The sequence below is a fragment of the Streptomyces sp. NPDC059852 genome (assembly GCF_042731455.1).
Lineage (GTDB): Bacteria > Actinomycetota > Actinomycetes > Streptomycetales > Streptomycetaceae > Streptomyces.
Genome location: NZ_JBHWJK010000029.1, coordinates 63,485 through 86,036, shown reverse-complemented (window position 1 = coordinate 86,036; position 22,552 = coordinate 63,485). Strand labels below are relative to the sequence as shown.

Sequence of the window (22,552 nt, the reverse complement as noted above, 5' to 3'; positions counted from 1 at the left end):
GGGGGGGGGGGGGGGGGGGGGGTGGGGGGGCTGTTCTCCCAGATCTTTGCGGCGGGGGGCGGGGGGGGGCGGGCGCTCGGCGCGCTGCCCCCGCCCCCCCCCCCCCCCCCCGACCGGCAGTGTGACCTTCGCCGCTCCCCACGCCAGGACTGTGCAGCTACGTTACTCATAAGTAGCATGAGTCCTGAGCGCGCGCTCAGCGCGTCGCGCAGCAGTAGTGCCATCCCGCACCCTGGAGGAGAGCCATCGTGCCTCGTACCGTCAGGGACGTCGTCTTCGTCGACGGCGTCCGCACCCCGTTCGGCAAGGCGGGCCCGAAGGGCATCTACCACGAGACCCGCGCCGACGACCTCGTCGTGAAGGCGATCCGGGAGCTGCTGCGCCGCAACCCCGGTCTCGACCCGAAGAAGATCGACGAGGTCGCCATCGCCGCGACCACGCAGATCGGCGACCAGGGCCTGACCATCGGCCGCACGGCCGGCATCCTCGCGGGTCTGCCGCAGTCGGTGCCCGGCTACTCCATCGACCGTATGTGCGCCGGCGCCCTGACCGCCGTCACCACGGTCGCCGGTTCGGTCGCCTTCGGTGCCTACGACATCGCCATCGCCGGTGGTGTCGAGCACATGGGCCGCCACCCCATGGGTGAGGGCGTCGACCCCAACCCGCGCTTCGTCAGCGAGAAGCTGGTCGACGAGTCCGCCCTGTTCATGGGCATGACCGCCGAGAACCTGCACGACCGCTACCCGACGATCACCAAGCAGCGCGCCGACGAGTACGCCGTGCGCTCCCAGGAGAAGGCCGCCAAGGCGTACGCCAACGGCAAGATCCAGGCCGACCTGGTGCCGATCTCGGTGCGCCGCACCAACGCCGAGGCCGGCGAGACCGGCTGGGGCCTGGTCACCGCCGACGAGCCGATGCGCCCGGGCACCACCCTGGAGAACCTGTCCGGTCTGAAGACCCCGTTCCGCGTGCACGGCCGGGTCACCGCCGGCAACGCGGCCGGTCTGAACGACGGCGCCACCGCCTCCCTCATCGCCTCCGAGGACTTCGCCCGCGAGCACGACCTGCCGGTGAAGATGCGCCTCGTCTCCTACTCCTTCGCGGGTGTGGAGCCGGAGGTCATGGGCTACGGCCCGATCCCGGCCACCGAGAAGGCCCTCGCGCAGGCGGGCCTGTCCATCGACGACATCGGCCTGTTCGAGATCAACGAGGCCTTCGCCGTGCAGGTGCTGGCCTTCCTGGAGCACTACGGCATCGCCGACGACGACGCCCGCGTCAACCAGTACGGCGGCGCCATCGCCTTCGGTCACCCGCTGGCCTCCTCCGGCGTCCGTCTGATGACGCAGCTGGCCCGCCAGTTCGAGGAGCAGCCGCACGTCCGCTACGGCCTGACCACCATGTGCGTCGGCTTCGGCATGGGCGCGACGGTCATCTGGGAGAACCCGCACTTCGAGGGGGACAAGTGAGCACCACCGCTGAGCTTCTGAAGGGTGCGGCCGAGCTGTTCCCGGGTGAGGTCGTCACCCAGGCGCACGTACGCCACTTCGACCTGCCGCTGGGCGCCGGGCGCTTCGCCCTGATCAGCCTGGACAACGGCCACGACCACACCAAGCCGACCACGCTCGGCCCGCAGTCGCTGGCGAACATCGACGCCGCGATCGACCAGGTCGAGAAGGAGGCCGCGGACGGCGACATCGTCGGCGTCGGCGTCACCGGCAAGCCGTTCATCTTCGCGGTCGGCGCCGACCTCAAGGGCGTCGAGCTGCTGAAGGAGCACAAGGACGCGCTGGCCATCGGCAAGGGCGGCCACGACGTCTTCAAGCGGCTGTCGCAGCTGGCCGTGCCGACCTTCGCGTACTACAACGGCGCCGCCATGGGCGGTGGCGTGGAGATCGGTCTGCACTGCACCTACCGCACGGTGTCCGCGGCGCTCCCCGCGTTCTCCCTGCCCGAGGTCTTCCTCGGCCTGGTGCCGGGCTGGGGCGGCTGCACCCTGCTGCCGAACCTGATCGGCGCGGAGAAGGCCGTCTCGGTGATCATCGAGAACAGCCTCAACCAGAACCGGCAGCTCAAGGGCAAGCAGGTCTACGAACTCGGCATCGCGGACGCGCTGTTCGAGGGCGCGGACTTCCTGGAGCAGTCGCTGATCTGGACCGCGTCCGTCCTCAAGGGCGAGATCAGGGTCGAGCGTCCGGTGATCGACCGCGGTGAGGCCTGGGACCAGGCCGTCGCCAAGGGCCGGTTCGTGGCGGACTCCAAGGTGCACGGCGCGGCCCCGGCCGCCTACCGCGCCCTGGACATCATCGCCGCCGCCAAGGACGGCGACCTGCAGAAGGGCTACGACGCCGAGGACCAGGCGCTCGCCGACCTGATCATGGGCGGCGAGCTGCGCTCCGGCATCTACGCCTTCAACCTGGTGCAGAAGCGCGGCAAGCGCCCGGCCGGCGCCCCGGACAAGAACCTGGCGCGTCCGGTCACCAAGGTCGGTGTCGTCGGCGCCGGTCTGATGGCCTCCCAGCTCGCGCTGCTGTTCCTGCGCCGCCTCGAGGTCCCGGTCGTCCTCACGGACATCGACCAGGAGCGTGTCGACAAGGGTGTGGGCTACGTCCACGCCGAGATCGACAAGCTGCTCGGCAAGGGCCGGATCAACCAGGACAAGGCCAACCGCCTCAAGGCGCTGGTGACGGGTGTCCTGGACAAGGCGGAGGGCTTCTCCGACGCGGACTTCGTCATCGAGGCCGTGTTCGAGGAGATCGGTGTCAAGCAGCAGGTGTTCGCGGAGGTCGAGGCGGTCGCCCCGGCGCACGCCATCTTCGCGACCAACACCTCGTCCCTCTCCGTCTCGGAGATGGCGTCGAAGCTGAAGCACCCCGAGCGGGTCGTCGGCTTCCACTTCTTCAACCCGGTCGCGGTGCTGCCGCTGCTGGAGATCGTCCGCGGCGAGAAGACCGACGACGCCTCGCTGGCCACGGCGTTCGCCGTCGCCAAGAAGCTGAAGAAGACCGCGGTCCTGACGAAGGACGCCCCGGCGTTCGTCGTGAACCGCATCCTCACCCGCTTCATGGGCGAGATCCAGAACGTCATCGACGAGGGCACGCCGGTCGAGGTCGCGGAGAAGGCGGTGGAGCCGCTCGGCCTGCCGATGTCCCCGCTGGTCCTGCTGGAGCTGGTCGGCCCCGCGATCGGTCTGCACGTCTCGGAGACCCTCAACCGGGCCTTCCCGGACCGCTTCACGGTCTCCCCGAACCTCGCGGCCGTCGTCAAGGCGGGCAAGCGCGGCTTCTACGTCTACGACTCCGGCAAGCCGGAGCTGGACCCGGAGGTCGCCGCGCTGCTGAAGCAGGGCGACGTCGTCCTGACGGAGGAGCAGGTCCGCGACCGCGTCCTGGACGCCGTCGCCCAGGAGATCGGGCTCATGCTCGACGAGGGCGTCGTCGCCGAGGCCCAGGACATCGACCTGTGCCTGATCACGGGCGCCGGCTGGCCCTTCCACCTGGGCGGCATCACGCCGTACCTGGACCGCGAGGGCGTCTCCGAGCGCGTGAACGGCAAGAGGTTCCTGGCGCCGGGCGTGGCCAGCGTCCCCGCGTAACCGCTCCGCTGTGAACGCCGGTGCCCCGTACGCCTGTTGGTGTACGGGGCACCGGCGTCTTGTCAGGGGCGCGGGTAACTGCGCGGACAACCCCACACGACCGGCGGCCGCCCGCCAGGAGTCGGCCCCGCCCATGGGGCGCCTTCAGACCTGCCGCCAGGCTTCGAGTGCCAGCCCCGGTTCGTCCTTGCGGCGCGTCAGCAGGAGATGGCCCGTCGACGGTGACAGGGTCGCCGCCACGATCTCCTCCTCCTCGTCCAGCGCCAGCGCCACCACCGCGTCGGCCGGCAGCTGGGGTCCCGACTCCGTCCACCACGCCCCCGCGGACTCCTGTTCCGTCGGGTACGCGGCGAAGGCGACACGGCCGCTCGCCGAGCGCTGGGCGAGGACCGTGCAGTCGTGGCCGTCGAGCGCGCAGCGGACCGCGGACACCGGGCCGGGTCCGGCCGACGGCAGGACGGTGACCGGTTTGGCGCCGGGGCGCCAGGCGCACAGGTCCCCGGAGTCCTCGGCGTAGTACAGCGTGGTGTGTTCCGCGGAGGTCGCCAGGGCGTACAGGGTGCCGGGCCGGACGGAGGTCTCCAGCGCCTCCTGGAGGACGGGGACGGCGCCCGACTCCTCCTGTCGCCAGTGCAGCAGCGCTCCCGAGACGGCCGCGTACAGCTCGACCATCCCGGACTCCCCCACCACGGCGGCCAGTTGCTCGTGGACGTCCCGGCCCTTGAGGTCGTGCCAGGCGCCCCAGCCGCCCGCCTGCTTCTGCCCGCGCATGCTCACGCCGCCCGTCTTGTTGCGGACGAACACATGGGCGCGGCCCTGCGCGTCGACGGTGACGGCGGGCAGGCCCGTACGGTCGCCGCTGCCGTCGGGATGGCCGATGGGGACCCAGTCGAGCGCGGCCAGCCGGGGCCTGAAGTGCGTGGAGTGCACGAGGCCCGACTCCCCCGGCTTGGTGGGACGCCAGGCGGCCAGATGGGTGTAGGCGTCGGGGCCGTGCCCGAGGGCGGGTCCTGGGCGGAGTTTCTGCTCGCCGCCGATCCGGCGTGCGGGACCCCAGGGGCCGCCCGGCCCCCGTTCCGCCCGGCACAGGACGGCCTCGTCGGTCGGCAGATAGACACTGAGGCGGCCGTCACGGCCGCGGATGAGCCAGTCGCCGTTCACCGTTTCACCCTATGCGGGTGCGGCGCGGCGGAACGCGCCGCCCCCGGGCAAGCTGGAACACGGCACCTCCGTACCGAGACAGGAAGTCGACCCAATGACCGACAAGTTCACCGTGAGCGTCCTGGGCACCGGGATCATGGGGGCCGCGATGGCCCGCAACCTCGTGAAGGCCGGGCACACCGTCCGGGTCTGGAACCGGACCCGGGGCAAGGCCGAGCCGCTGGCCGCCGACGGCGCCCTGGTGACCGGGACGCCCGCCGAGGCGGTCCAGGACGCCGATGTCGTCCTCACCATGCTGTACGACGGTCCCGCGACCATGGAGGTCATGCGGGAGGCGGCGCCGGCCCTGCGCGCCGGGGCGGTGTGGGTGCAGTCGACGACCGCGGGTCTGGAGGGGATCGCCGAGCTGGCCGGCTTCGCGCGCGACCACGGCCTCGTCTTCTACGACGCCCCGGTGCTCGGCACCCGGCAGCCCGCCGAGGCGGGCACGCTCACCGTGCTGGCGGCAGGCCCGAACGAGAGCCGGCCGGTCGTGCGGACCGTGTTCGACGCTGTGGGGTCCCGGACGGTGTGGACCGGCGAGGACGGCGGGGCGGGCACGGCGACCCGGCTGAAGCTGGTCGCCAACAGCTGGGTGCTGGCGGTGACGAACGCCGCCGGGGAGGTACTGGCGCTGGCCAAGGCCCTCGGGGTGGACCCGGCGCGGTTCTTCGAGGTGATCGACGGCGGCCCGCTCGACATGGGGTACCTGCGGGCGAAGGCGGGGCTGGTCCTGAACGGGGATCTGACCCCGGCCGCCTTCGCCGTCCACACGGCGGCGAAGGACGCCCGGCTCATCGTGGAGGCGGGCGAGCGACACGGCGCCCGGCTGGACGTGGCGGCGGCGAGCGCGGAGCGGTTCGCCCGGGCGGAGGCACAGGGGCACGGCGACGAGGACATGGCGGCGGCGTACTTCGCGAGCTTCCCGGGCGAGGAGGGCGAGTAGCGGCCGGGTGCCGTGCGACCCTGGGCACCATGGACGACGCCCCTCCCCTGCTCGTGATCGTCGACGCCGCGAACGTCGTCGGGTCGGTGCCCGACGGCTGGTGGCGGGACCGCCGGGGCGCCGCGGAACGGCTGCGGGACCGGCTGGCGGCGGACGGCGTGCCGGGGCACGCCGGGCCGGTGGAGATCGTGCTGGTGGTGGAGGGGGCCGCCCGGGGCGTGGAGAGCGTGCCGGGCGTGCGGGTGGAGTCCGCGGCCGGGAGCGGGGACGACCACATCGTCGCCCTGGTGGAGCGGGCGGCCGGGCGGCCCGCGCTGGTGGTGACGGCCGACCGGGAACTGCGGGAGCGGGTGCGGGCGTCGGGGGCGGACGTGACGGGGCCGCGTACGGTCCGGCCGTAGCCGGGCCGTACGCGGCCCCGGACGGAGTACCGCCCTCCCCTACTTCACGTCGGCCGCGGGTTCCTCCTCGCCGCGGGCGAGACGGCTGTGGGTACGGCCGTAGAGGAAGTAGACGGCGAAGCCGACGACCATCCAGATGGCGAACCGGACCCAGGTCTCGGCGGGCAGGTTGATCATCAGCCACAGCGAGGCGCACACCGACAGGATCGGCAGGACCGGCACCCAGGGGGTGCGGAAGGACCGGGGCAGGTCGGGGCGGGTCTTGCGGAGGATGATCACGCCGATGGCGACGACCACGAAGGCGAACAGCGTGCCGATGTTCACCAGCGCGGCCAGTTCCGTCAGGGGTGTGAAGCCCGCGAGGATCGCGATGAGCACGCCCAGCAGGATCGTCGGGCGGTGCGGGGTCTTGAAGCGCGGGTGGACGTGCGAGAAGAAGCGGGGCAGCAGTCCGTCGCGGCTCATGGCGAAGAACACCCGGGTCTGGCCCAGCAGCAGGATCATGCAGACCGTCGTCAGGCCGACCGCGGCGCCGAAGCTGATGAAGCCCGCGTACCAGGGGTGCCCGGTGTCCTTGAACGCGTCGGCGAGCGGCGCGTCCACGGAGAGCTTGGTGTAGTTCTGCATGCCCGTGACGACGATCGACACGAGGACGTACAGGGTGGTGCAGATGACGAGGGAGCCGAGGATGCCGCGCGGCATGTCGCGCTGCGGGTTCTTGGTCTCCTCGGCGGCCGTCGCGACGACGTCGAAGCCGATGAAGGCGAAGAAGACGACGGAGGCCGCGGTGAAGATGCCCATGACGCCGAAGTTCGACGGCGCCCAGCCGAACATGAGCTGGATCAGTGGTGCCTGGAGACTGCCCTCGGCCTCCACGGTCTGGCTCTTCGGGATGAACGGGTCGTAGTTGTCGGCGTTGATCAGGAACGCGCCCGCGATGATCACCGTCAGGACGACGGCCAGCTTGATCGCCACCACCAGGGACGTGATCCGCGCCGACAGCTTCATGCCGATGACGAGGATGACGGTCAGGACGAGGACGAGCGCGGCGGCCAGGATGTCGAAGCCGAAGCCGTCGGCGCCCTCCCTGCTGCCGAGCGCCGCCGGCATGTCCCAGCCCGCGTTGTCCATCAGGGACTGGATGTAGCCGGACCAGCCGACGGCCACCACCGCCGTGCCGAGCGCGAACTCCAGGACCAGGTCCCAGCCGATGATCCAGGCGGGCAGCTCCCCGAGGGAGGCGTACGAGAAGGTGTACGCCGAACCGGCGACGGGGAGGGTGGACGCGAACTCGGCATAGCACAGGGCGGCCAGCGCGCAGGCGATGCCGGAGACGACGAACGCCAGGGCCACCGCCGGCCCGGCGTTGTCCTTGGCGACGGTACCGGTGAGCACGAAGATGCCCGTACCGATGATGACGCCGACACCGAAGACGGTCAGGTCCAGCGCGGACAAGGACTTCTTGAGCGCGTGCTCGGGTTCCTCGGTGTCGCGGATGGACTGCTCGACTCTCTTCGTCCGGAAGAGTGTGCTGCTCACGGTCTTACCTCCCACGCTTGTCGTCCCCGACATGATCGAGAGGGGGCGTGGTACGCCTGCCCCGGCGCGAGCAATTTCACACAGATGGGCCGGTTTCACCACTCGTGTCGGCGGCGAAACCGGCCCGTTCGGACCTGTGAGGACCCGTCAGTCGCGCGCGGGCTCCACGGCGTCGGTCTCGGCCGCGGCGCGGTCGAACCGGCCGTCGAGCTTGGAGACCAGGCCGGTGACCTGGCGGGCGATGTCGGGGGCGGTCAGACCGATCTCCGCCATGACCTCGGCGCGCGAGGCGTGGTCGAGGAAGCGCGGCGGGATGCCGAAGTCGCGCAGCGGGACGTCGACGCCCGCGTCCCGCAGGGCCTGGGCGACGGCCGAGCCGACCCCGCCGACGCGGCTGTTGTCCTCGACGGTGACGACCACGCGGTGCCGCTCGGCGAGCGGGGCCATGGCCTCGTCGACGGGCTTGACCCAGCGCGGGTCGACGACGGTGGTGGAGATGCCCTGCTTGTCGAGCAGACCGGCGATCTCCAGGCACATCGGCGCGAGGGCGCCCACGGAGACCAGCAGGACGTCCGGGCGGTCGGTGCCGGGCTCGCGCAGCACGTCCATGCCGCCGACGCGCCCCACGGCGGGCACGGCCGGGCCGACGGCGCCCTTGGAGAAGCGGACGACGGTCGGGGCATCCTCGACCTGGACGGCCTCGCGCAGCTGGGCGCGCACCTGGTCGGCGTCACGTGGGGCGGCGAGCCTCAGGCCCGGGACGACCTGGAGGATCGACATGTCCCACATGCCGTTGTGGGAGGCGCCGTCGGTGCCGGTGACGCCGGCCCGGTCGAGCACGAAGGTGACCCCGCACTTGTGCAGGGCGACGTCCATGAGGACCTGGTCGAAGGCGCGGTTGAGGAAGGTGGCGTAGACGGCGAAGACGGGGTGCACCCCGCCGGTGGCGAGGCCGGCCGCGGAGACCGCGCCGTGCTGCTCGGCGATGCCGACGTCGTAGACCCGTTCGGGGAACCTCTTGGCGAACTTGTCCAGGCCGACCGGCTGGAGCATGGCCGCGGTGATGGCGACGATGTCGTCGCGCTCCTCGCCGAGCTTGACCATCTCCTCGCCGAACACGGACGTCCAGTCGGCGCCGGAGGAGGCGATCGGCAGTCCGGTGTCGGGGTGGATCTTGCCGACGGCGTGGAAGCGGTCGGCCTCGTCCTGGAGGGCGGGCTGGTAGCCGCGGCCCTTCTCGGTGAGGCAGTGCACGATGACCGGGCCGCCGAAGCGCTTGGCGCGGGCGAGGGCCGACTCCAGGGCCTCGATGTCGTGGCCGTCGATCGGGCCGACGTACTTCAGGCCCAGGTCCTCGAACATGCCCTGCGGGGCGATGAAGTCCTTCAGGCCCTTCTTGGCGCCGTGCAGGGTCTCGTAGAGCGGCCTGCCGACGACCGGGGTGCGGTCGAGGATCTCCTTGGTGCGGGTCAGGAAGCGCTCGTAGCCGTCGGTGGTGCGCAGCGTCGCCAGGTGGTTGGCGAGGCCGCCGATGGTGGGCGCGTAGGAGCGCTCGTTGTCGTTGACGACGATGACGAGCGGGCGGTCCTTGGCCTCGGCGATGTTGTTCAGCGCCTCCCAGGCCATGCCGCCGGTCAGGGCTCCGTCGCCGATGACGGCGACGACGTGGTCGTCGCGCTTCCTGAGCTGGTTGGCCTTGGCGAGGCCGTCGGCCCAGCCGAGGACGGTCGAGGCGTGCGAGTTCTCGATGACGTCGTGCTCGGACTCGGCCTGCGAGGGGTAGCCGGACAGGCCGCCCTTCATCTTCAGCCGGCTGAAGTCCTGGCGGCCGGTGAGCAGCTTGTGCACGTAGGACTGGTGGCCGGTGTCCCAGAGGACCTTGTCCTTCGGCGACTCGAACACCCGGTGCAGGGCGATGGTCAGCTCGACCACGCCGAGGTTGGGGCCGAGGTGGCCGCCGGTCTTGGAAACGGCCTCGACGAGGAAGGTCCGGATCTCCTCTGCCAGCTGGACCAGCTGCTCAGGGGTGAGCCGGTCCAGATCGCGCGGTCCCGTGATGCGGGTCAGCAGCGGCACCCGTGCCTCCTTGCTGTAGAGCTGTCGAGCTGTTGCCGGGCTTGTCGAGTCTAATGTTCCGCTCCGGCGGAAGGTTCCCGGCCCAGGAGTCGTACGTCACGCGATCGGCTCTGCCCGTGTCACGGTATGCCGAAGGGGGCGCGGGGAACGGCGTGACCGGCCACAACGGACCGGCACACGCCAGTTCACCCGCGCCCCCAGGGCGCTACCGCGCTGCGCGCTACGCGCGCCCGGCGGTCTTCTGCGTCTTGCGGGTGATCGAGTCGATCACGACCGTGGTGAGCAGAACGCCGGCGGTGATCATGTACTTCACCGGTTCGGCGATGGACTCCAGCTGGAGGCCGTACTGGATGGAGACGATGACCAGGACACCCAGGAGGGCGTTCCAGGTGCGGCCACGGCCACCGAAGAGGGACGTGCCACCGATGACGGCCGCCGCGATGGCGTTCATCAGCAAGTCACCGGTACCGGCGCTCTGGTTGGCGGAGGCGATCTTGGAGGCCAGGAAGAGGCCGCCGATCGCCGCGAAGCCACCGGAGATCGCGAACACCGAGATACGCACCGCGGTGACGTTGATGCCGGCACGGCGGGAGGCCTCGACGCTGCCACCGAGCGCGAACACCTTGCGGCCGTACGACGTGCGGCGGAGCAGGAAGTCCGTGCCGACCAGGAACACCAGGAAGATGACCGTGGCCAGCGGCAGGCCCTTGTACTGGTTGTACATGATCGCCGCGGCGAAGGAGACGATGCCCAGCAGGGCGGTCCGCAGGATCGTGTCGCTCAGCGGGCGGAACGGGATGCCCGCGGCCTCGCGGCGGCGGTTGCCGAGGAAGGAGCTGAGGAAGAACAGCGCCGTCACGACCGCCGCCAGACCGTAGGCGGCCGCCACGTCCGAGAAGAAGTACGTGGTGAGCTTGCCGATCAGGCCGTCGCTGTCGAGGTTGATCGTGCCGTTCTCGCCCAGCGTCTGGAGCATGAAGCCGAGCCAGAAGAGCAGACCGGCCAGGGTCACGGCGAAGGCGGGGGCGCCCAGCACCGCGAAGAAGAAGCCGTGCAGGGCGCCGATGGCGGCACCGCACGCGATCGCGAAGAGCACGGCCGCCCACTCGGGCCAGCCCTGGTTCACCGCGAGGACGGCGGCGATGGCGCTGGAGGCACCGCTGACGGAGCCGACGGACAGGTCGATCTCACCGAGCAGCAGCACGAAGACGATGCCGACCGAGATCATGCCGGTGCCGACCATCGTGACGGTGATGTCGTTGATGTTCTGCGCCGACAGGAACGCGGAGTTCAGGCTCTGGAAGATGATGCAGATGGCGACCAGGCCGAGGATGACCGGCAGGGAGCCGAGCTCACCGGCCTTTATCTTGCGCCGGAACTCGCCGATGTAGCCGGCGAGGCCCTGCTCCTGCACGAGCAGGCGGGGGTCGACCGCGGTCACCGCGGCAGCGGCGGCCTCGGGGTTGACGACCTCGTGCTCGTCGGTGGCCGCGGTGGAGGTCTTGTCGGTGCTCACTTGGAAACCTCCCCGTTCGTGCGCGCCGCACGGCGGGTCACGGCGTTGTCGGTGGCGCCGGTGATGGCGGAGATGATCTCCTCCTGCGAGGTCGTCTTGACCTCGAAGACGCCGTTGTTCTGACCGAGGCGCAGCACGGCGACCTTGTCCGCGACGGCCTTGACGTCGGCCATGTTGTGGCTGATGAGGATGACGGCGTGGCCGCGCTCGCGGAGCCGCTCGACCAGGTCGAGGACCTGGGCGGTCTGCTCGACACCGAGGGCCGCGGTGGGCTCGTCGAGGATGACCAGCTTGGGCTCGCCGAGCATGGAGCGGGCGATGGCCACGGTCTGGCGCTGACCGCCGGAGAGCGAGGCGATCGGGATGCGCACGCTGGGGATGCGGATCGAGAGGGTCTGGAGCAGCTCGCGCGAGCGGCGCTCCATCTCGACCTCGTCCAGGATGCCGCGCTTCTTCAGCTCGCGGCCCAGGAAGAGGTTGCCTACGACGTCGATGTTGTCGCACAGCGCGAGGTCCTGGTACACCGTCGCGATGCCGAGGGCCTGGGCGTCGTGCGGCCGGTTGATCGACACGGCCTTGCCTTCCCATTCGATGACGCCTTCATCGATGGGGTGCACGCCGGCGATCGTCTTGACCAGCGTGGACTTTCCGGCGCCGTTGTCGCCCACCAGGGCGACCACTTCACCGGCGTGGACCTCAAGCTCTACGTCGGTGAGCGCCTGAACGGCACCGAACCGCTTGGAGACCCCGCGCAACGCCAGCACGGGCGTAGCGGACACGTGAACCATCTCCTTCGCCGCCTGACCCGGCGGAAGGGTTGTGCAGAGAGAGTTGGGGGGATCCGTCCGGCGCCCCGCGCCGAGCTTGCGGGGCTGAATGATGCGCGGGGCGCCGGAGGAGTCGAGAGCAGTCATGCCCCGTGCGGGAATCCGGTGACGAACTCCCGCACACGCGAGGGGACTCGACTAGCCGATCTTGAGCTCGTCGCACGCGGCCTTGAACTTGCCGGTGCAGATCTCGTCGGCGGTGTAGACGCCGTCCTTGATGACGGTGTCGTTGACGTTGGCCTTCGTCAGCGAGGTGACCGGGACGAGGACGGACGGGACGGCCTTCTGGCTGTCGCTGTCGACCTTGTCCTTGGCGATGGAGTCGAGCGACTTGCCCTGGGCGAGCGCGACGGCCATCTCGGCGGCGGCGCTGGCCTCGGGGGCGTACGGCTTGTAGACGCTCATGAACTGCTCACCGGCGATGATGCGCTGCACGGCGGCGAGTTCGGCGTCCTGGCCGGTGACCGGGACCTTGATGCCGGCGGCCTTCAGGGCGGTGATGATGCCGCCCGCCATGCCGTCGTTGGCGGAGTAGACGCCGACGATCTTCTTCTTGCCGAGGGCCGAGATCGCCGCCTCCATGTTGGCGTTGGCGTTCTCCGGCTTCCACTCCTTGGTGTCGTACTCCTTGCCGACCTTGACCTTGCCGTCGAGGGCCTCGTGCGCGCCCTTCTTGAACATGGCGGCGTTCGGGTCGGTGACGGAGCCGTTCATCATGACGATCTGGCCGTCCTTGGCCTTGTCGCCAAGGGCCTCGAGGAGGGCCGCGCCCTGGGTCCTGCCGACCTCGACGTTGTCGAACGAGGTGTAGGCGCTGATCGGGCCCTCGGCCAGGCGGTCGTACGCGACGACCTTGATGCCGGCGTCCACGGCCTTCTGGACCGAGTTCTTGATCGCCTTGGCGTCGACGGCGTCCAGGATGAGGACGTCCACCTTGTTGGTGATCATGGTGTCGACCTGCTGCGCCTGCAGGTTCGCGTCCTGCTTGGCGTTGTTGTAGTCGACCTTGGCCTTGCCGTTCGTCAGCTCCTTGATCTTCTGCTCGATCAGCGGGCGGTCGAACTTCTCGTAACGAGCGGTCTGGTTCTCGGGGAGCAGCAGACCGACCTTGATGTCGTCGCCCTTCTTGGCGGACGAGGCGGTGTCCTTGCCGCCGTCCGCTTCCTCGGCGCTGCCACAGGCAGCCAGCGAGACGGCCATCGCACCGGCGGCGATGGCAACAGCGGCGCGACGCATACGCGTGTTCACTTCAGAAACCTCCCTGACGAGGCCGCGACGTTGCGGCCGAGGTGGCTGGAAGTCAACTCGGCCACACGTGCGACGTCAAGAAGTAAATCCTTAACGGGTTGGCAACGGTGCCATCCGTTCTCTAAGTGAAGGCGGGGGCAGCCGCGTGCAGAGTGCTGTCCAAAAGGGTCGAATCGCCCATCTCGCTGAGCGCGAGAGCGAGGGCGCCGAGCACCTCGGCGCGGCCTCCAAGGGCCCCTGGAAGCACGCTCAGTTGGCGTGCGGCACTGGGGATGGCATAGCGCCCCACGGACTCCCTGATGGGCCCCAGGACGAGCTCACCGGCCTCCGCGAGGTCGCCCCCGAGGACCACCCGGCTCGGGTTCAGGAGGTTGCAGAGCTGGGCGACGCCGCTGCCGATGTGCCGGCCGACGTCGGCGACCACCCGGCGGCAGCCCGGATCCCCGTCCCTGGCCAGGCGTACGACGCCCTCCATGGTCAGATCCGTGCCGTGACTGGACTGCAGCAGCGGCAGCACGTAGCGCGCCGCCGCGAAGGTCTCCAGGCAGCCGCGGTTGCCGCAGCGGCACACCGGGCCGGACTCGTCCAGGGTGATGTGCCCGATCTCCCCCGCGGTGCCGCCGGGCCCCCGGTAGATCTTGCCGTCGATGACCAGGCCGGCCCCGACGCCGCTGGCGACCTTGATGTACGCCAGGTCCCGCACCCCGCGCCCGCTGCCCCACACCAGCTCGCCCAGGGCGCCGAGGTTGGCGTCGTTGTCGACGTGCACGGGCACGCCGAGCCGCTCGCGCAGCTCCTCGGCGGGTCTGGTGCCGGTCCAGCCCGGCAGGATGGCCGTCGAGCCCAGGGTGCCGGACTCGACGTCGATGGGGCCGGGCACGCCGAGGCCCACCCCGGCGACCTTGGAACGGTCGACGCCGGTCGCCGCGATCAGCCGGTTGACCAGCTCTTCCGCGCGGTCGAAGCCCTGGGTGGAGGAGGCGTCCACGTCCAGCGGCTCGGATTCCTCGGCCAGCACCTGGTGGGCGAGGTTCCCCACCGCCACCCGCAGGTGCGCGTGGCCGAAGTCGACGCCGATGACGATGCCGGCGTCCCCGCTCAGGGACACGCTGCGGGCCCGGCGCCCGCCCGCCGACGTGGGTGTGACCTCGACCGTTCCGCCGTCCTTGAGCTCCCGGACGATATTGGAGACCGTCGCCGCGGACAGACCCGTGGTCCTCGCGATCTCGGCCTGGGTGAGTGATCCGGCCAGCCGAACGGCCCGGACCACCCGTTCCAGGTTGGCTCGGTGCAGCGACGACTGCGACCCCGGAGTCTCCACGACGACCTCCTGCGCGCGGGACCGCTTCGGCGAGGCCCCGTCCGTGTCCAACTAGTGAACTCTAAGCTGAGCCGTTCGGGCCGCCTCCCGTCAAGAGGTTGAACCGGATCCGGGTACGTGCACACAGCGGCGCACGCCGCTCCCTGGGCGGGGAACGGCGTGCGCACGCTCGGCTCCGGAGCGCTACCCGCGCTTCATTTCAGAGTCGCCGACGTGAGACCCGCCTGCACCTGCCGCTGGAAGGAGAGGTACACGACCAGCATCGGGATCATGGCGATGGTCACGCCGGCGAAGAGGACCGGAAGGTCGGAGGCGTAGCCCTGCTGCTGCTGGAGCTGGATGAGCCCCTGGGTGAGGACGTAGCGCTCGGGGTCGTCGCCGCTCTGCGGCTGCATGAGGACCGTCGGCAGGATGAACTGGTTCCACTGGCCCAGGGTGTTGAAGATGCCGACGCTCAGCAGACCCGGCTTCGCCATCGGCAGCATCACCTGGAAGAAGGTCCGGCTGTGCGAGGCCCCGTCCAGGATCGCCGCCTCGAAGACGGCCGTGGGCAGCGTCCGGAAGAAGGAGTGCATGAAGAACACGGTGAACGGCATCGAGTAGGCGACGTACACCAGGATCAGGCCCTGGTACGTGTTCAGCATGTCCAGGCGCCGCACCATGAAGAACAGCGGCACCAGCGCCAGGAACACGGGGAACATGGCGCCGGCGACGAAGAAGAAGTACAGGAACCGGTTGCCCCAGAACTCGTAGCGGGCCAGCACGTACGCCGCCATCGAGCCGAACAGCATCGTCAGCGGCACCGAGAAGACCAGCACGATGACGGTGTTGAGGAAGTAGTCGCCGATGCCCTTCTCCCAGGCGCGGGAGAAGACGTCCAGCGACCAGTTCTGCGGCCAGCCGAAGGCCGAGCCGCCGATCTGGGCGTCGGTCTTGAAGGAGCTGAGCACCAGCCACAGCAGCGGCAGCACGATCAGCAGCGCCCACAGGGCGAGGAAGCCGTGCGAGAAGACGTTCAGTACGACGCCTTCGCTGCGCTGGTCGCCGGGGCGGGCCGGGTTCTTGCGGACCGAGGACTGGGCCGGGACCGTGCCGCTCGCGGCGGGGGTCTCCTTGAGGGGTGCGCTCATCGTCGTCTTCTCTCCCGCTCAGAACTCGATGCGCTCGCGGCGGGTGGCACGCAGCGTGAACACGGACACGATCAGGGTGAGGACGAGCATCACCACGCCCATCGCGCAGGCGTAGCCGCTCCTCCCGTACAGCTGGAAGTTCCGCATCATCACGGTCGCCATGACCTCGCTGTGGTGGTCGGGGCCGCCGCCGAAGTCCCCGGACGTCATCGTGGAGACCAGGATGAACATGTCCATCGCGGCGATTCCGAGATAGACCCACGCGGTCTGCACCGAATCCCACAGCAGGGGCAGCGTGATGCGGAAGAAGGACTGCGCACGGCCGGCGCCGTCGATGAGCGCCGCCTCGTAGATGTCCCTCGGAATGGACTGCATGGCGGCGGAGAAGAGCACGAGATAGAAGCCCACCCCGTGCCAGACGACGACCACCAGAAGGGCCCACAGGACGATGTTCGGCTCGTTGAGCCATTCCACCGGGCTGCTCTCGGAGACCAGTCCGAGTTTGATCAGGAAACCGTTGAGCATACCGCCGCCGTCGCTGCGGTAGACGGCCCCGAAGAGCACCGCCATGATCGCCAGTGAGAGCACCTGCGGAAAGAAGTAGACGACGCGGTAGTACTTGGATCCCGCGACCCCGGACACCCCTCCCGACCTGCTGCGTCCGCCGGCATTCAACATGAACGCGAAGAACAGCGCGATCAGGATCGTGCTCACCGGGATGAAGATCAGGAACAGGATGTTGTGCCAGATGGCTCCCATGAAGACGTCGTCCTGGAACAACGCCTTGTAGTTGTCGAGGCCGACGAAATCGAAGGTCTGCGACTGTCCCTTCCAGTCGGTCAGGGAGTACCCGAACGTCTGGATGTACGGCCAGATCACGAAGGTCACGTAGATGGCCACGGGAGCGAACAGAAATCCCGCGACGAACCGGTACTGCCCTTTACGCATTGGCGTCTTCCTGCCCTGTGTTCCCGACGGCGCTGCGGCGACGCCCCGGCGGGGTGCGGGCGACGTGCGCGTCACCCGCACCCCGCGGGGCCCATGGGACTAGTCCCGGTGGTTCTTCTTGGACTCCGGGTCCTTGGCCTGCTTGTCGACGGCCGCCTGGGCCCGCTTCAGCCACTCCTTGGGCTGAATGCGCTTGGCCATCAGCTCGTTGGAGGCGTTCTCGATGGCCGTGCCCATCTCGCTGTACCACTCGGTGTACAGGTACCGGAAGGTGTTGTCGCCCGCCGCCTTGGACGCCTCGACGGTGGACTGGGTGCCGGGACGCAGCTGGACGCCGGAGTCGACGCCGTCCTTGAGGATGGTGAGCGAGTTCGCCTCCTTGGCGAACAGCGTCGACCACTCCTTGGACAGCATCATCCGCATGAACTCCTTGGCCCCCGCGAGGTTCTTGGCCTTGGCCGGGATGATGAAGGGCTCGCCGGAGCCGGCGCGGATCGCCTCGAAGGGCAGCTTGCTGTCGGGCAGCAGGGGCATCGGGAGGAACTTCATGTCGAAGTCGTCCGGTGTCGTCTTCAGCTGCTCGTTCTCCAGCCAGGAGCCGCTGGTGATGAAGGCGGCCTTGTACTGGTTCCAGCGGGTCTGGGACTCGGTGTGGGTCAGGCCGTTCGTGCCGGGCATGAGATAGCCCTTCTCGACGACCTCGTAGATGGCCTCGACGGCGGCGGTGGCCGCCTCCGAGCCCACGAACGCGTCCGGTTCGAGGTTGTCGATCGCCTTCATGGCGTCCAGACCGCCGGTCTTGGCGATGAGGTCCATGATGGCCACGTTGATGTAGTACGGGTACTTGCCCTGGTGCGCGAGGCCGCCGATGCCGTCGGCCTTGGCCTCCTTGCAGATGGTGAGGAACTCGTCCCAGGTCTTCGGCGCCGTCCAGCCCTTCTCCTTGAAGAGCTTGCCGGAGTACCACAGGCCCCACACCGTGTAGATGTAGTTCAGCGCGACGACCTTGCCGCCCTGCATGCCGGCGTCGAGCGTGCCCGGGATCAGGGTGTCGCGGACCTTCTTGCCCGGGTCGTCCACGGACGGGGCGTCCAGCACCTCGGCGAGGTCCACGAGTTGGCCGTTCTTGTACAGCACGTCGATCGGGATCTGCTGCGCGCCGGAGTCGTCGACGATGTCCGGCGGGTTGCCGGCGTTGAAGCGGGGCTGGAGCTTGCCGGTGATCTCCTGGGTGCCGGTGTGGACGGAGGTGACGCCCCACTTCTTCTTGAAGCTCGCCTCCCAGGCCTTGGCGTAGTCGTCGCCGTAGCCGCCCTTGAAGATGACGACGTCGAGCTTGCTGCCGTCCTTCACGCCGAACGGGTTCGACTTGGACGTCTTGCCCTCGGAGTCATTGCTGGAATCGTCCCCGCCGCCGCTCGCACACGCGGACAGGAAGCTCATGGTCGGAACGGAGATCAGACCCAGTGCGGCGGACCGCTTGATCAGATCGCGCCGGCCGACTCCCGCGGTGGTACCGCCGTTCTCGGGATTCTGGGCAGAAGTGGATCCCATGCTCAAGTCCTCGCCTTCTCCAGGACTCAGGCGGTGAACCGGATCCTCCCCGGCACCGCGATCGGGTCAAGCTGGGGTCGTGCAGGAAGTGCGGAATCTTGTGGTGAAGTGCCGACAGGTATAGTCCACTTCCCGCCAGCGGAGCAAGATCGAATGCAAGGTTCACCGGTGGTCTTTTCCGAGTTGAGACCTCACGGAAATATGCGGGGCCTGTGCGAGGCTTGCCGGAAAAATCCACGCCATAAGCCCCGAACGGCACACTCAACGCCCTTGACAATGCGCGGCACTTGAGCCACTACTGTTCCTTGCGCAGCGAATTTGACAACGTTGTCCCGCGCGCAGGGAGGGTACCTGTTGAAGCAGCAGAGAGCTCGTCACCGATGGGGTACGGCGGTCGTGTCGGCGACCGCCTTCGCTTTGACCGTGGGCTCGCAGGGCGCGGCGGTGGCCCTGCCCCAGGCGCCCGCGGCGGCCGACCGGGAGTTCGCGTCCTCGTTCGAGGCGGACGACCCGGCACCCGACTGGCTCAATACCGTCGACACCGGTCCCGGGGGCGCGAAACGCGCGTCGGGCGTGGACGGCGGTTACAGCAGCGGCATCCCGGGCAACGTGACCGACCATGTCACGGACGTACGGGCGAACGGGGAGAACTCCGGTGCCGGTGAGGTGAAGGAGAACCTCGCCGACGGGGAGCCCGGCAGCAAGTGGCTGGTGTTCGAGGCCACCGGCTGGGTGGAGTTCGACCTCGACAAGCCGGCGAGGATCACCAAGTACGCGCTCACGTCGGCGAACGACTTCGCCGAGCGCGACCCGCGGGACTGGACCCTGAAGGGCTCCTCCGACGGCAAGGAGTGGAAGACGGTCGACACCCGCTCGGACCAGACCTTCGCCGAGCGGTTCCAGACGAAGACCTTCGACCTCGCCGAGCCGGCCGAGTACCAGCACTTCCGGCTGGAGATCACCAAGAACAACGGGGCCTCCGGCGTCCTGCAGCTGGCCGACGTCCAGTTCTCCACGGGCGGCGACGACGGCCCGGTGCCGCAGGACATGCTCTCCCTCGTCGACCGCGGCCCGAGTGGCTCGCCGACGGCCAAGGCGGGCGCCGGCTTCACCGGCAAGCGGGCCCTGCGCTACGCGGGCCGGCACACGGCGGACGGGCGCGGCTACTCGTACAACAAGGTCTACGACGTGAACGTGGCCGTCGGCCGGGACACCCAGCTGTCCTACCGGGTCTTCCCGTCGATGGCGGACGGCGACCGGGACTACGACGCCACGAACGTCTCCGTCGACCTGGCCTTCACCGACGGCACCTACCTCAGTGACCTCGGCGCCGCCGACCAGCACGGCTTCCCCCTCTCGCCGCGCGGTCAGGGCGAGGCCAAGGTGCTGTACGTCAACCAGTGGAACAACGTCGTCTCCCGGATCGGCTCGGTGGCGCGCGGCAAGACCGTCGACCGCATCCTGGTGGCGTACGACTCCCCCAAGGGCCCGGCGAAGTTCCGGGGCTGGCTGGACGACGTGGCGCTGAAGGAGGTCGCGCCCGAGAAGCCCAGGGCGCATCTGTCCGACTACGCGCTCACCACCCGCGGCACCCTGTCCAGCGGCGGCTTCTCGCGCGGCAACAACTTCCCGGCGACCGCCGTGCCGCACGGCTTCAACTTCTGGACCCCGGTGACCAACGCGGGCTCGCTGAGCTGGCTGTACGACTACGCCCGCGCGAACAACGCGGACAACCTGCCGACGATCCAGGCGTTCAGCGCCAGCCATGAGCCCAGCCCCTGGATGGGCGACCGGCAGACGTTCCAGGTGATGCCGTCGGCCGCCTCAGGCACCCCCGACACCGGTCGCTCGGCGCGCGCGCTCGCCTTCCGGCACGAGAACGAGACCGCGCGGCCGTACTACTACGGGGTGCGGTTCGAGAACGGGCTGAAGGCGGAGATGGCGCCGACGGACCACGCGGCGGTGCTGCGCTTCACGTACCCCGGTGACGACGCGAGCGTGCTGTTCGACAACGTGACCGAGCAGGCGGGGCTCACCCTCGACAAGGAGAACGGGATCGTCACCGGCTACTCGGACGTGAAGTCCGGGCTGTCGACGGGCGCGACCCGCCTCTTCGTCTACGGCACCTTCGACAAACCGGTGACCGACGGGTCCGCGAGCGGTGTGAAGGGCCATCTGCGCTTCGACGCCGGGGACGACCGCACCGTGACGCTGCGGCTCGCCACGTCCCTCATCAGCGTCGACCAGGCCAAGGACAACCTGCGCCAGGAGGTCGACGGCGCCTCCTTCGACGCCGTGAAGGCGCGGGCCCAGCGGCAGTGGGACAAGCTGCTCGGCAAGGTGACCGTCGAGGGCGCGACGCCGGACCAGCTGACCACCCTGTACTCCAGCCTGTACCGGCTGTACCTGTACCCGAACTCCGGCTTCGAGAAGGTCGGTTCGACGTACCAGTACGCGTCGCCGTTCTCCAAGATGCCGAACCCGGACACCCCGACGCACACCGGCGCGAAGATCGTCGACGGCAAGGTGTACGTCAACAACGGCTTCTGGGACACCTACCGCACCACCTGGCCGGCGTACTCGCTGCTCACGCCGGGCCAGGCGGGCGAGATGGTCGACGGCTTCGTGCAGCAGTACAAGGACGGCGGCTGGACCTCCCGCTGGTCCTCGCCGGGCTACGCCGACCTGATGACGGGCACCTCCTCGGACGTGGCGTTCGCGGACGCGTACGTCAAGGGCGTCGGCTTCGACGCGAAGTCGGCGTACGACGCGGCCGTGAAGAACGCGACCGTGGTGCCGCCGTCGTCCGGTGTCGGCCGCAAGGGCATGGCGACGTCGCCGTTCCTCGGCTACACCAGCACCGAGACGCACGAGGGACTGTCGTGGGCGCTGGAGGGCTACCTCAACGACTACGGCATCGCGAAGATGGGCCAGGCGCTCTACAAGAAGACGGGCGACAAGCGGTACAAGGAGGAGTCCGCGTACTTCCTGAACCGCGCCCAGGACTACGTCAACCTCTTCGACGCGAAGGCCGGCTTCTTCCAGGGCCGGGACGCCAAGGGCGACTGGCGCGTCGAGTCCTCGAAGTACGACCCGCGCGTGTGGGGTCACGACTACACGGAAACCAACGGCTGGGGCTACGCGTTCACCGCGCCCCAGGACAGCCGGGGTCTCGCGAACCTCTACGGCGGCCGCGGGGGTCTCGCGGACAAGCTCGACGAGTACTTCGCCACCCCGGAGACGGCCTCGCCCGACTTCGTCGGCTCCTACGGCGGCGTCATCCACGAGATGACGGAGGCGCGGGATGTCCGGATGGGCATGTACGGGCACTCCAACCAGGTCGCGCACCACGTGAACTACATGTACAACGCGGCCGGTCAGCCCTGGAAGACGCAGAAGAACGTCCGTGAGGTGCTGTCGCGGCTGTACGTCGGCAGCGAGATCGGGCAGGGCTACCACGGTGACGAGGACAACGGCGAGCAGTCGGCCTGGTACCTGTTCTCCGCGCTGGGCTTCTACCCGCTGGTGATGGGCAGTGGCGAGTACGCGATCGGCTCGCCCCTGTTCACGAAGGCGACGATCCAGCTGGAGAACGGCCGCAAGCTGGTCGTGAAGGCGCCGAAGAACAGCGCCCGCAACGTGTACGTCCAGGGCCTGCGCGTCAACGGCGTGCCGTGGAAGTCGACGTCGCTCCCCCACTCGGTGATCGCGAAGGGCGGTGTCCTGGAGTTCGACATGGGCGCGAAGCCGTCCTCGTGGGGCACCGGCAGGAACGCGGCGCCCGTCTCCATCACCCAGGACGACAAGGTGCCCACGCCCCGCGCCGACCTGCTGAAGGGCGAGGGCGCGCTGTTCGACGACACGTCCGCCACGCAGGCGGCCGTCACCTCGGTGGACCTGCCGGTGGCGAAGGCCGCCAAGGCCGTGCAGTACACCCTGACGTCGCCGTCGGACCGTACGACGGCACCGGCCGGCTGGAAGCTCCAGGCGTCGAAGGACGGCTCCAAGTGGAAGACCCTGGACGAGCGCTCCGGGGAGACCTTCACCTGGGACCGGCAGACCCGGGCCTTCTCGGTGAAGTCGCCGGGCACGTACGCCAAGTACCGCCTGGTCCTCACCGGTGAGGCCACCCTCGCGGAGGTCGAACTGCTGGGCTGAGCAGGCTGGTTGGAGCATGTGCGCGGGGTGCCGGTCCGTGAGGACCGGCACCCTGTGCCTGTGGTGGGTCCCGGCCCATAACGTTGGTGACAGATC

15 protein-coding genes are annotated in these 22,552 nt (G+C 69.3%); 5 read left to right on the top strand and 10 right to left on the bottom strand.

Going from position 1 to position 22,552, the window contains the following annotated elements; all coding sequences use genetic code 11:
• The first annotated feature begins 248 nt into the window (after nucleotides 1-248).
• The gene (locus ACFV46_RS28750; RefSeq protein ID WP_376730166.1) at nucleotides 249-1,466 is read left to right on the top strand and encodes a thiolase family protein; all 1,218 of its coding nucleotides are present in this window, start codon (nucleotides 249-251) and stop codon (nucleotides 1,464-1,466) included.
• Nucleotides 1,463-3,592, top strand: coding sequence for a 3-hydroxyacyl-CoA dehydrogenase NAD-binding domain-containing protein (locus tag ACFV46_RS28745; protein WP_376730167.1), 2,130 nt, complete (start codon nucleotides 1,463-1,465; stop codon nucleotides 3,590-3,592). The genes ACFV46_RS28750 and ACFV46_RS28745 overlap by 4 nt, the downstream gene beginning before the upstream one ends.
• Nucleotides 3,593-3,736: 144 nt before the next feature.
• Here the strand turns inward: ACFV46_RS28745 and ACFV46_RS28740 are convergent, their stop codons facing one another.
• Complete coding sequence (locus tag ACFV46_RS28740; protein ID WP_385500399.1) at nucleotides 3,737-4,753, bottom strand: hypothetical protein; 1,017 nt, start codon at nucleotides 4,751-4,753, stop codon at nucleotides 3,737-3,739.
• 94 nt (nucleotides 4,754-4,847) lie between these two features.
• On the opposite strand from ACFV46_RS28740, the gene ACFV46_RS28735 reads away from it, so the two are divergent.
• Together ACFV46_RS28735 and ACFV46_RS28730 are read left to right on the top strand one after the other, a co-directional pair.
• Nucleotides 4,848-5,738, top strand: a complete 891-nt coding sequence (locus ACFV46_RS28735; protein ID WP_361927719.1) for an NAD(P)-dependent oxidoreductase — start codon at nucleotides 4,848-4,850, stop codon at nucleotides 5,736-5,738.
• A 29-nt stretch (nucleotides 5,739-5,767) separates the two neighbouring features.
• On the top strand, nucleotides 5,768-6,139 hold the full coding sequence (locus ACFV46_RS28730; RefSeq protein WP_361927716.1) for an NTP pyrophosphohydrolase: 372 nt from the start codon (nucleotides 5,768-5,770) through the stop codon (nucleotides 6,137-6,139).
• Between the two features lie 39 nt (nucleotides 6,140-6,178).
• On the opposite strand, the gene ACFV46_RS28725 is transcribed toward ACFV46_RS28730, so the two are convergent.
• From ACFV46_RS28725 to ngcE, 9 genes are all read right to left on the bottom strand, one after another.
• Nucleotides 6,179-7,678: an amino acid permease gene (locus ACFV46_RS28725; RefSeq protein WP_361927714.1), complete on the bottom strand. Its 1,500-nt coding sequence runs from the start codon at nucleotides 7,676-7,678 to the stop codon at nucleotides 6,179-6,181.
• 147 nt (nucleotides 7,679-7,825) lie between these two features.
• Nucleotides 7,826-9,754 carry a 1-deoxy-D-xylulose-5-phosphate synthase gene (dxs, locus tag ACFV46_RS28720; RefSeq protein WP_385500398.1) on the bottom strand — a complete coding sequence of 643 codons (1,929 nt, stop codon included), beginning with the start codon at nucleotides 9,752-9,754 and terminating at the stop codon, nucleotides 7,826-7,828.
• Nucleotides 9,755-9,974: 220 nt separating this feature from the next.
• Nucleotides 9,975-11,270, bottom strand: coding sequence for a sugar ABC transporter permease (locus ACFV46_RS28715; protein ID WP_361927709.1), 1,296 nt, complete (start codon nucleotides 11,268-11,270; stop codon nucleotides 9,975-9,977).
• Nucleotides 11,267-12,058, bottom strand: a complete 792-nt coding sequence (locus ACFV46_RS28710; RefSeq protein WP_192806246.1) for an ATP-binding cassette domain-containing protein — start codon at nucleotides 12,056-12,058, stop codon at nucleotides 11,267-11,269. The genes ACFV46_RS28715 and ACFV46_RS28710 overlap by 4 nt, the downstream gene beginning before the upstream one ends.
• A 177-nt stretch (nucleotides 12,059-12,235) precedes the next feature.
• Nucleotides 12,236-13,333: a substrate-binding domain-containing protein gene (locus tag ACFV46_RS28705; protein ID WP_361927764.1), complete on the bottom strand. Its 1,098-nt coding sequence runs from the start codon at nucleotides 13,331-13,333 to the stop codon at nucleotides 12,236-12,238.
• 133 nt (nucleotides 13,334-13,466) lie between these two features.
• Nucleotides 13,467-14,666 carry an ROK family transcriptional regulator gene (locus ACFV46_RS28700; RefSeq protein WP_361927761.1) on the bottom strand — a complete coding sequence of 400 codons (1,200 nt, stop codon included), beginning with the start codon at nucleotides 14,664-14,666 and terminating at the stop codon, nucleotides 13,467-13,469.
• A gap of 194 nt (nucleotides 14,667-14,860) precedes the next feature.
• A complete protein-coding gene (locus ACFV46_RS28695) occupies nucleotides 14,861-15,796 on the bottom strand; it encodes a carbohydrate ABC transporter permease (RefSeq protein ID WP_376730174.1) in 936 nt (311 codons plus the stop codon).
• An 18-nt stretch (nucleotides 15,797-15,814) separates the two neighbouring features.
• Nucleotides 15,815-16,744: a sugar ABC transporter permease gene (locus ACFV46_RS28690; protein ID WP_361927759.1), complete on the bottom strand. Its 930-nt coding sequence runs from the start codon at nucleotides 16,742-16,744 to the stop codon at nucleotides 15,815-15,817.
• A gap of 99 nt (nucleotides 16,745-16,843) precedes the next feature.
• On the bottom strand, nucleotides 16,844-18,298 hold the full coding sequence (ngcE, locus tag ACFV46_RS28685) for an N-acetylglucosamine/diacetylchitobiose ABC transporter substrate-binding protein (protein ID WP_361927705.1): 1,455 nt from the start codon (nucleotides 18,296-18,298) through the stop codon (nucleotides 16,844-16,846).
• Nucleotides 18,299-18,715: 417 nt separating this feature from the next.
• On the opposite strand from ngcE, the gene ACFV46_RS28680 reads away from it, so the two are divergent.
• Entirely contained in the window at nucleotides 18,716-22,456 is a 3,741-nt protein-coding gene (locus ACFV46_RS28680; protein WP_385500401.1) for a GH92 family glycosyl hydrolase, read from the top strand.
• The last annotated feature ends 96 nt before the right edge of the window (nucleotides 22,457-22,552 follow it).

Excerpts from the sequence above, each read along its gene's own strand:
- ACFV46_RS28690 (WP_361927759.1), bottom strand. The coding sequence starts at position 16,744 with ATGCGTAAAGGGCAGTACCGGTTCGTCGCGGGATTTCTGTTCGCTCCC.
- ngcE (WP_361927705.1), bottom strand. The coding sequence starts at position 18,298 with ATGGGATCCACTTCTGCCCAGAATCCCGAGAACGGCGGTACCACCGCG.
- ACFV46_RS28705 (WP_361927764.1), bottom strand. The coding sequence starts at position 13,333 with ATGCGTCGCGCCGCTGTTGCCATCGCCGCCGGTGCGATGGCCGTCTCG.
- ACFV46_RS28695 (WP_376730174.1), bottom strand. The coding sequence starts at position 15,796 with ATGAGCGCACCCCTCAAGGAGACCCCCGCCGCGAGCGGCACGGTCCCG.
- ACFV46_RS28710 (WP_192806246.1), bottom strand. The coding sequence starts at position 12,058 with ATGGTTCACGTGTCCGCTACGCCCGTGCTGGCGTTGCGCGGGGTCTCC.
- ACFV46_RS28735 (WP_361927719.1), top strand. The coding sequence starts at position 4,848 with ATGACCGACAAGTTCACCGTGAGCGTCCTGGGCACCGGGATCATGGGG.
- ACFV46_RS28730 (WP_361927716.1), top strand. The coding sequence starts at position 5,768 with ATGGACGACGCCCCTCCCCTGCTCGTGATCGTCGACGCCGCGAACGTC.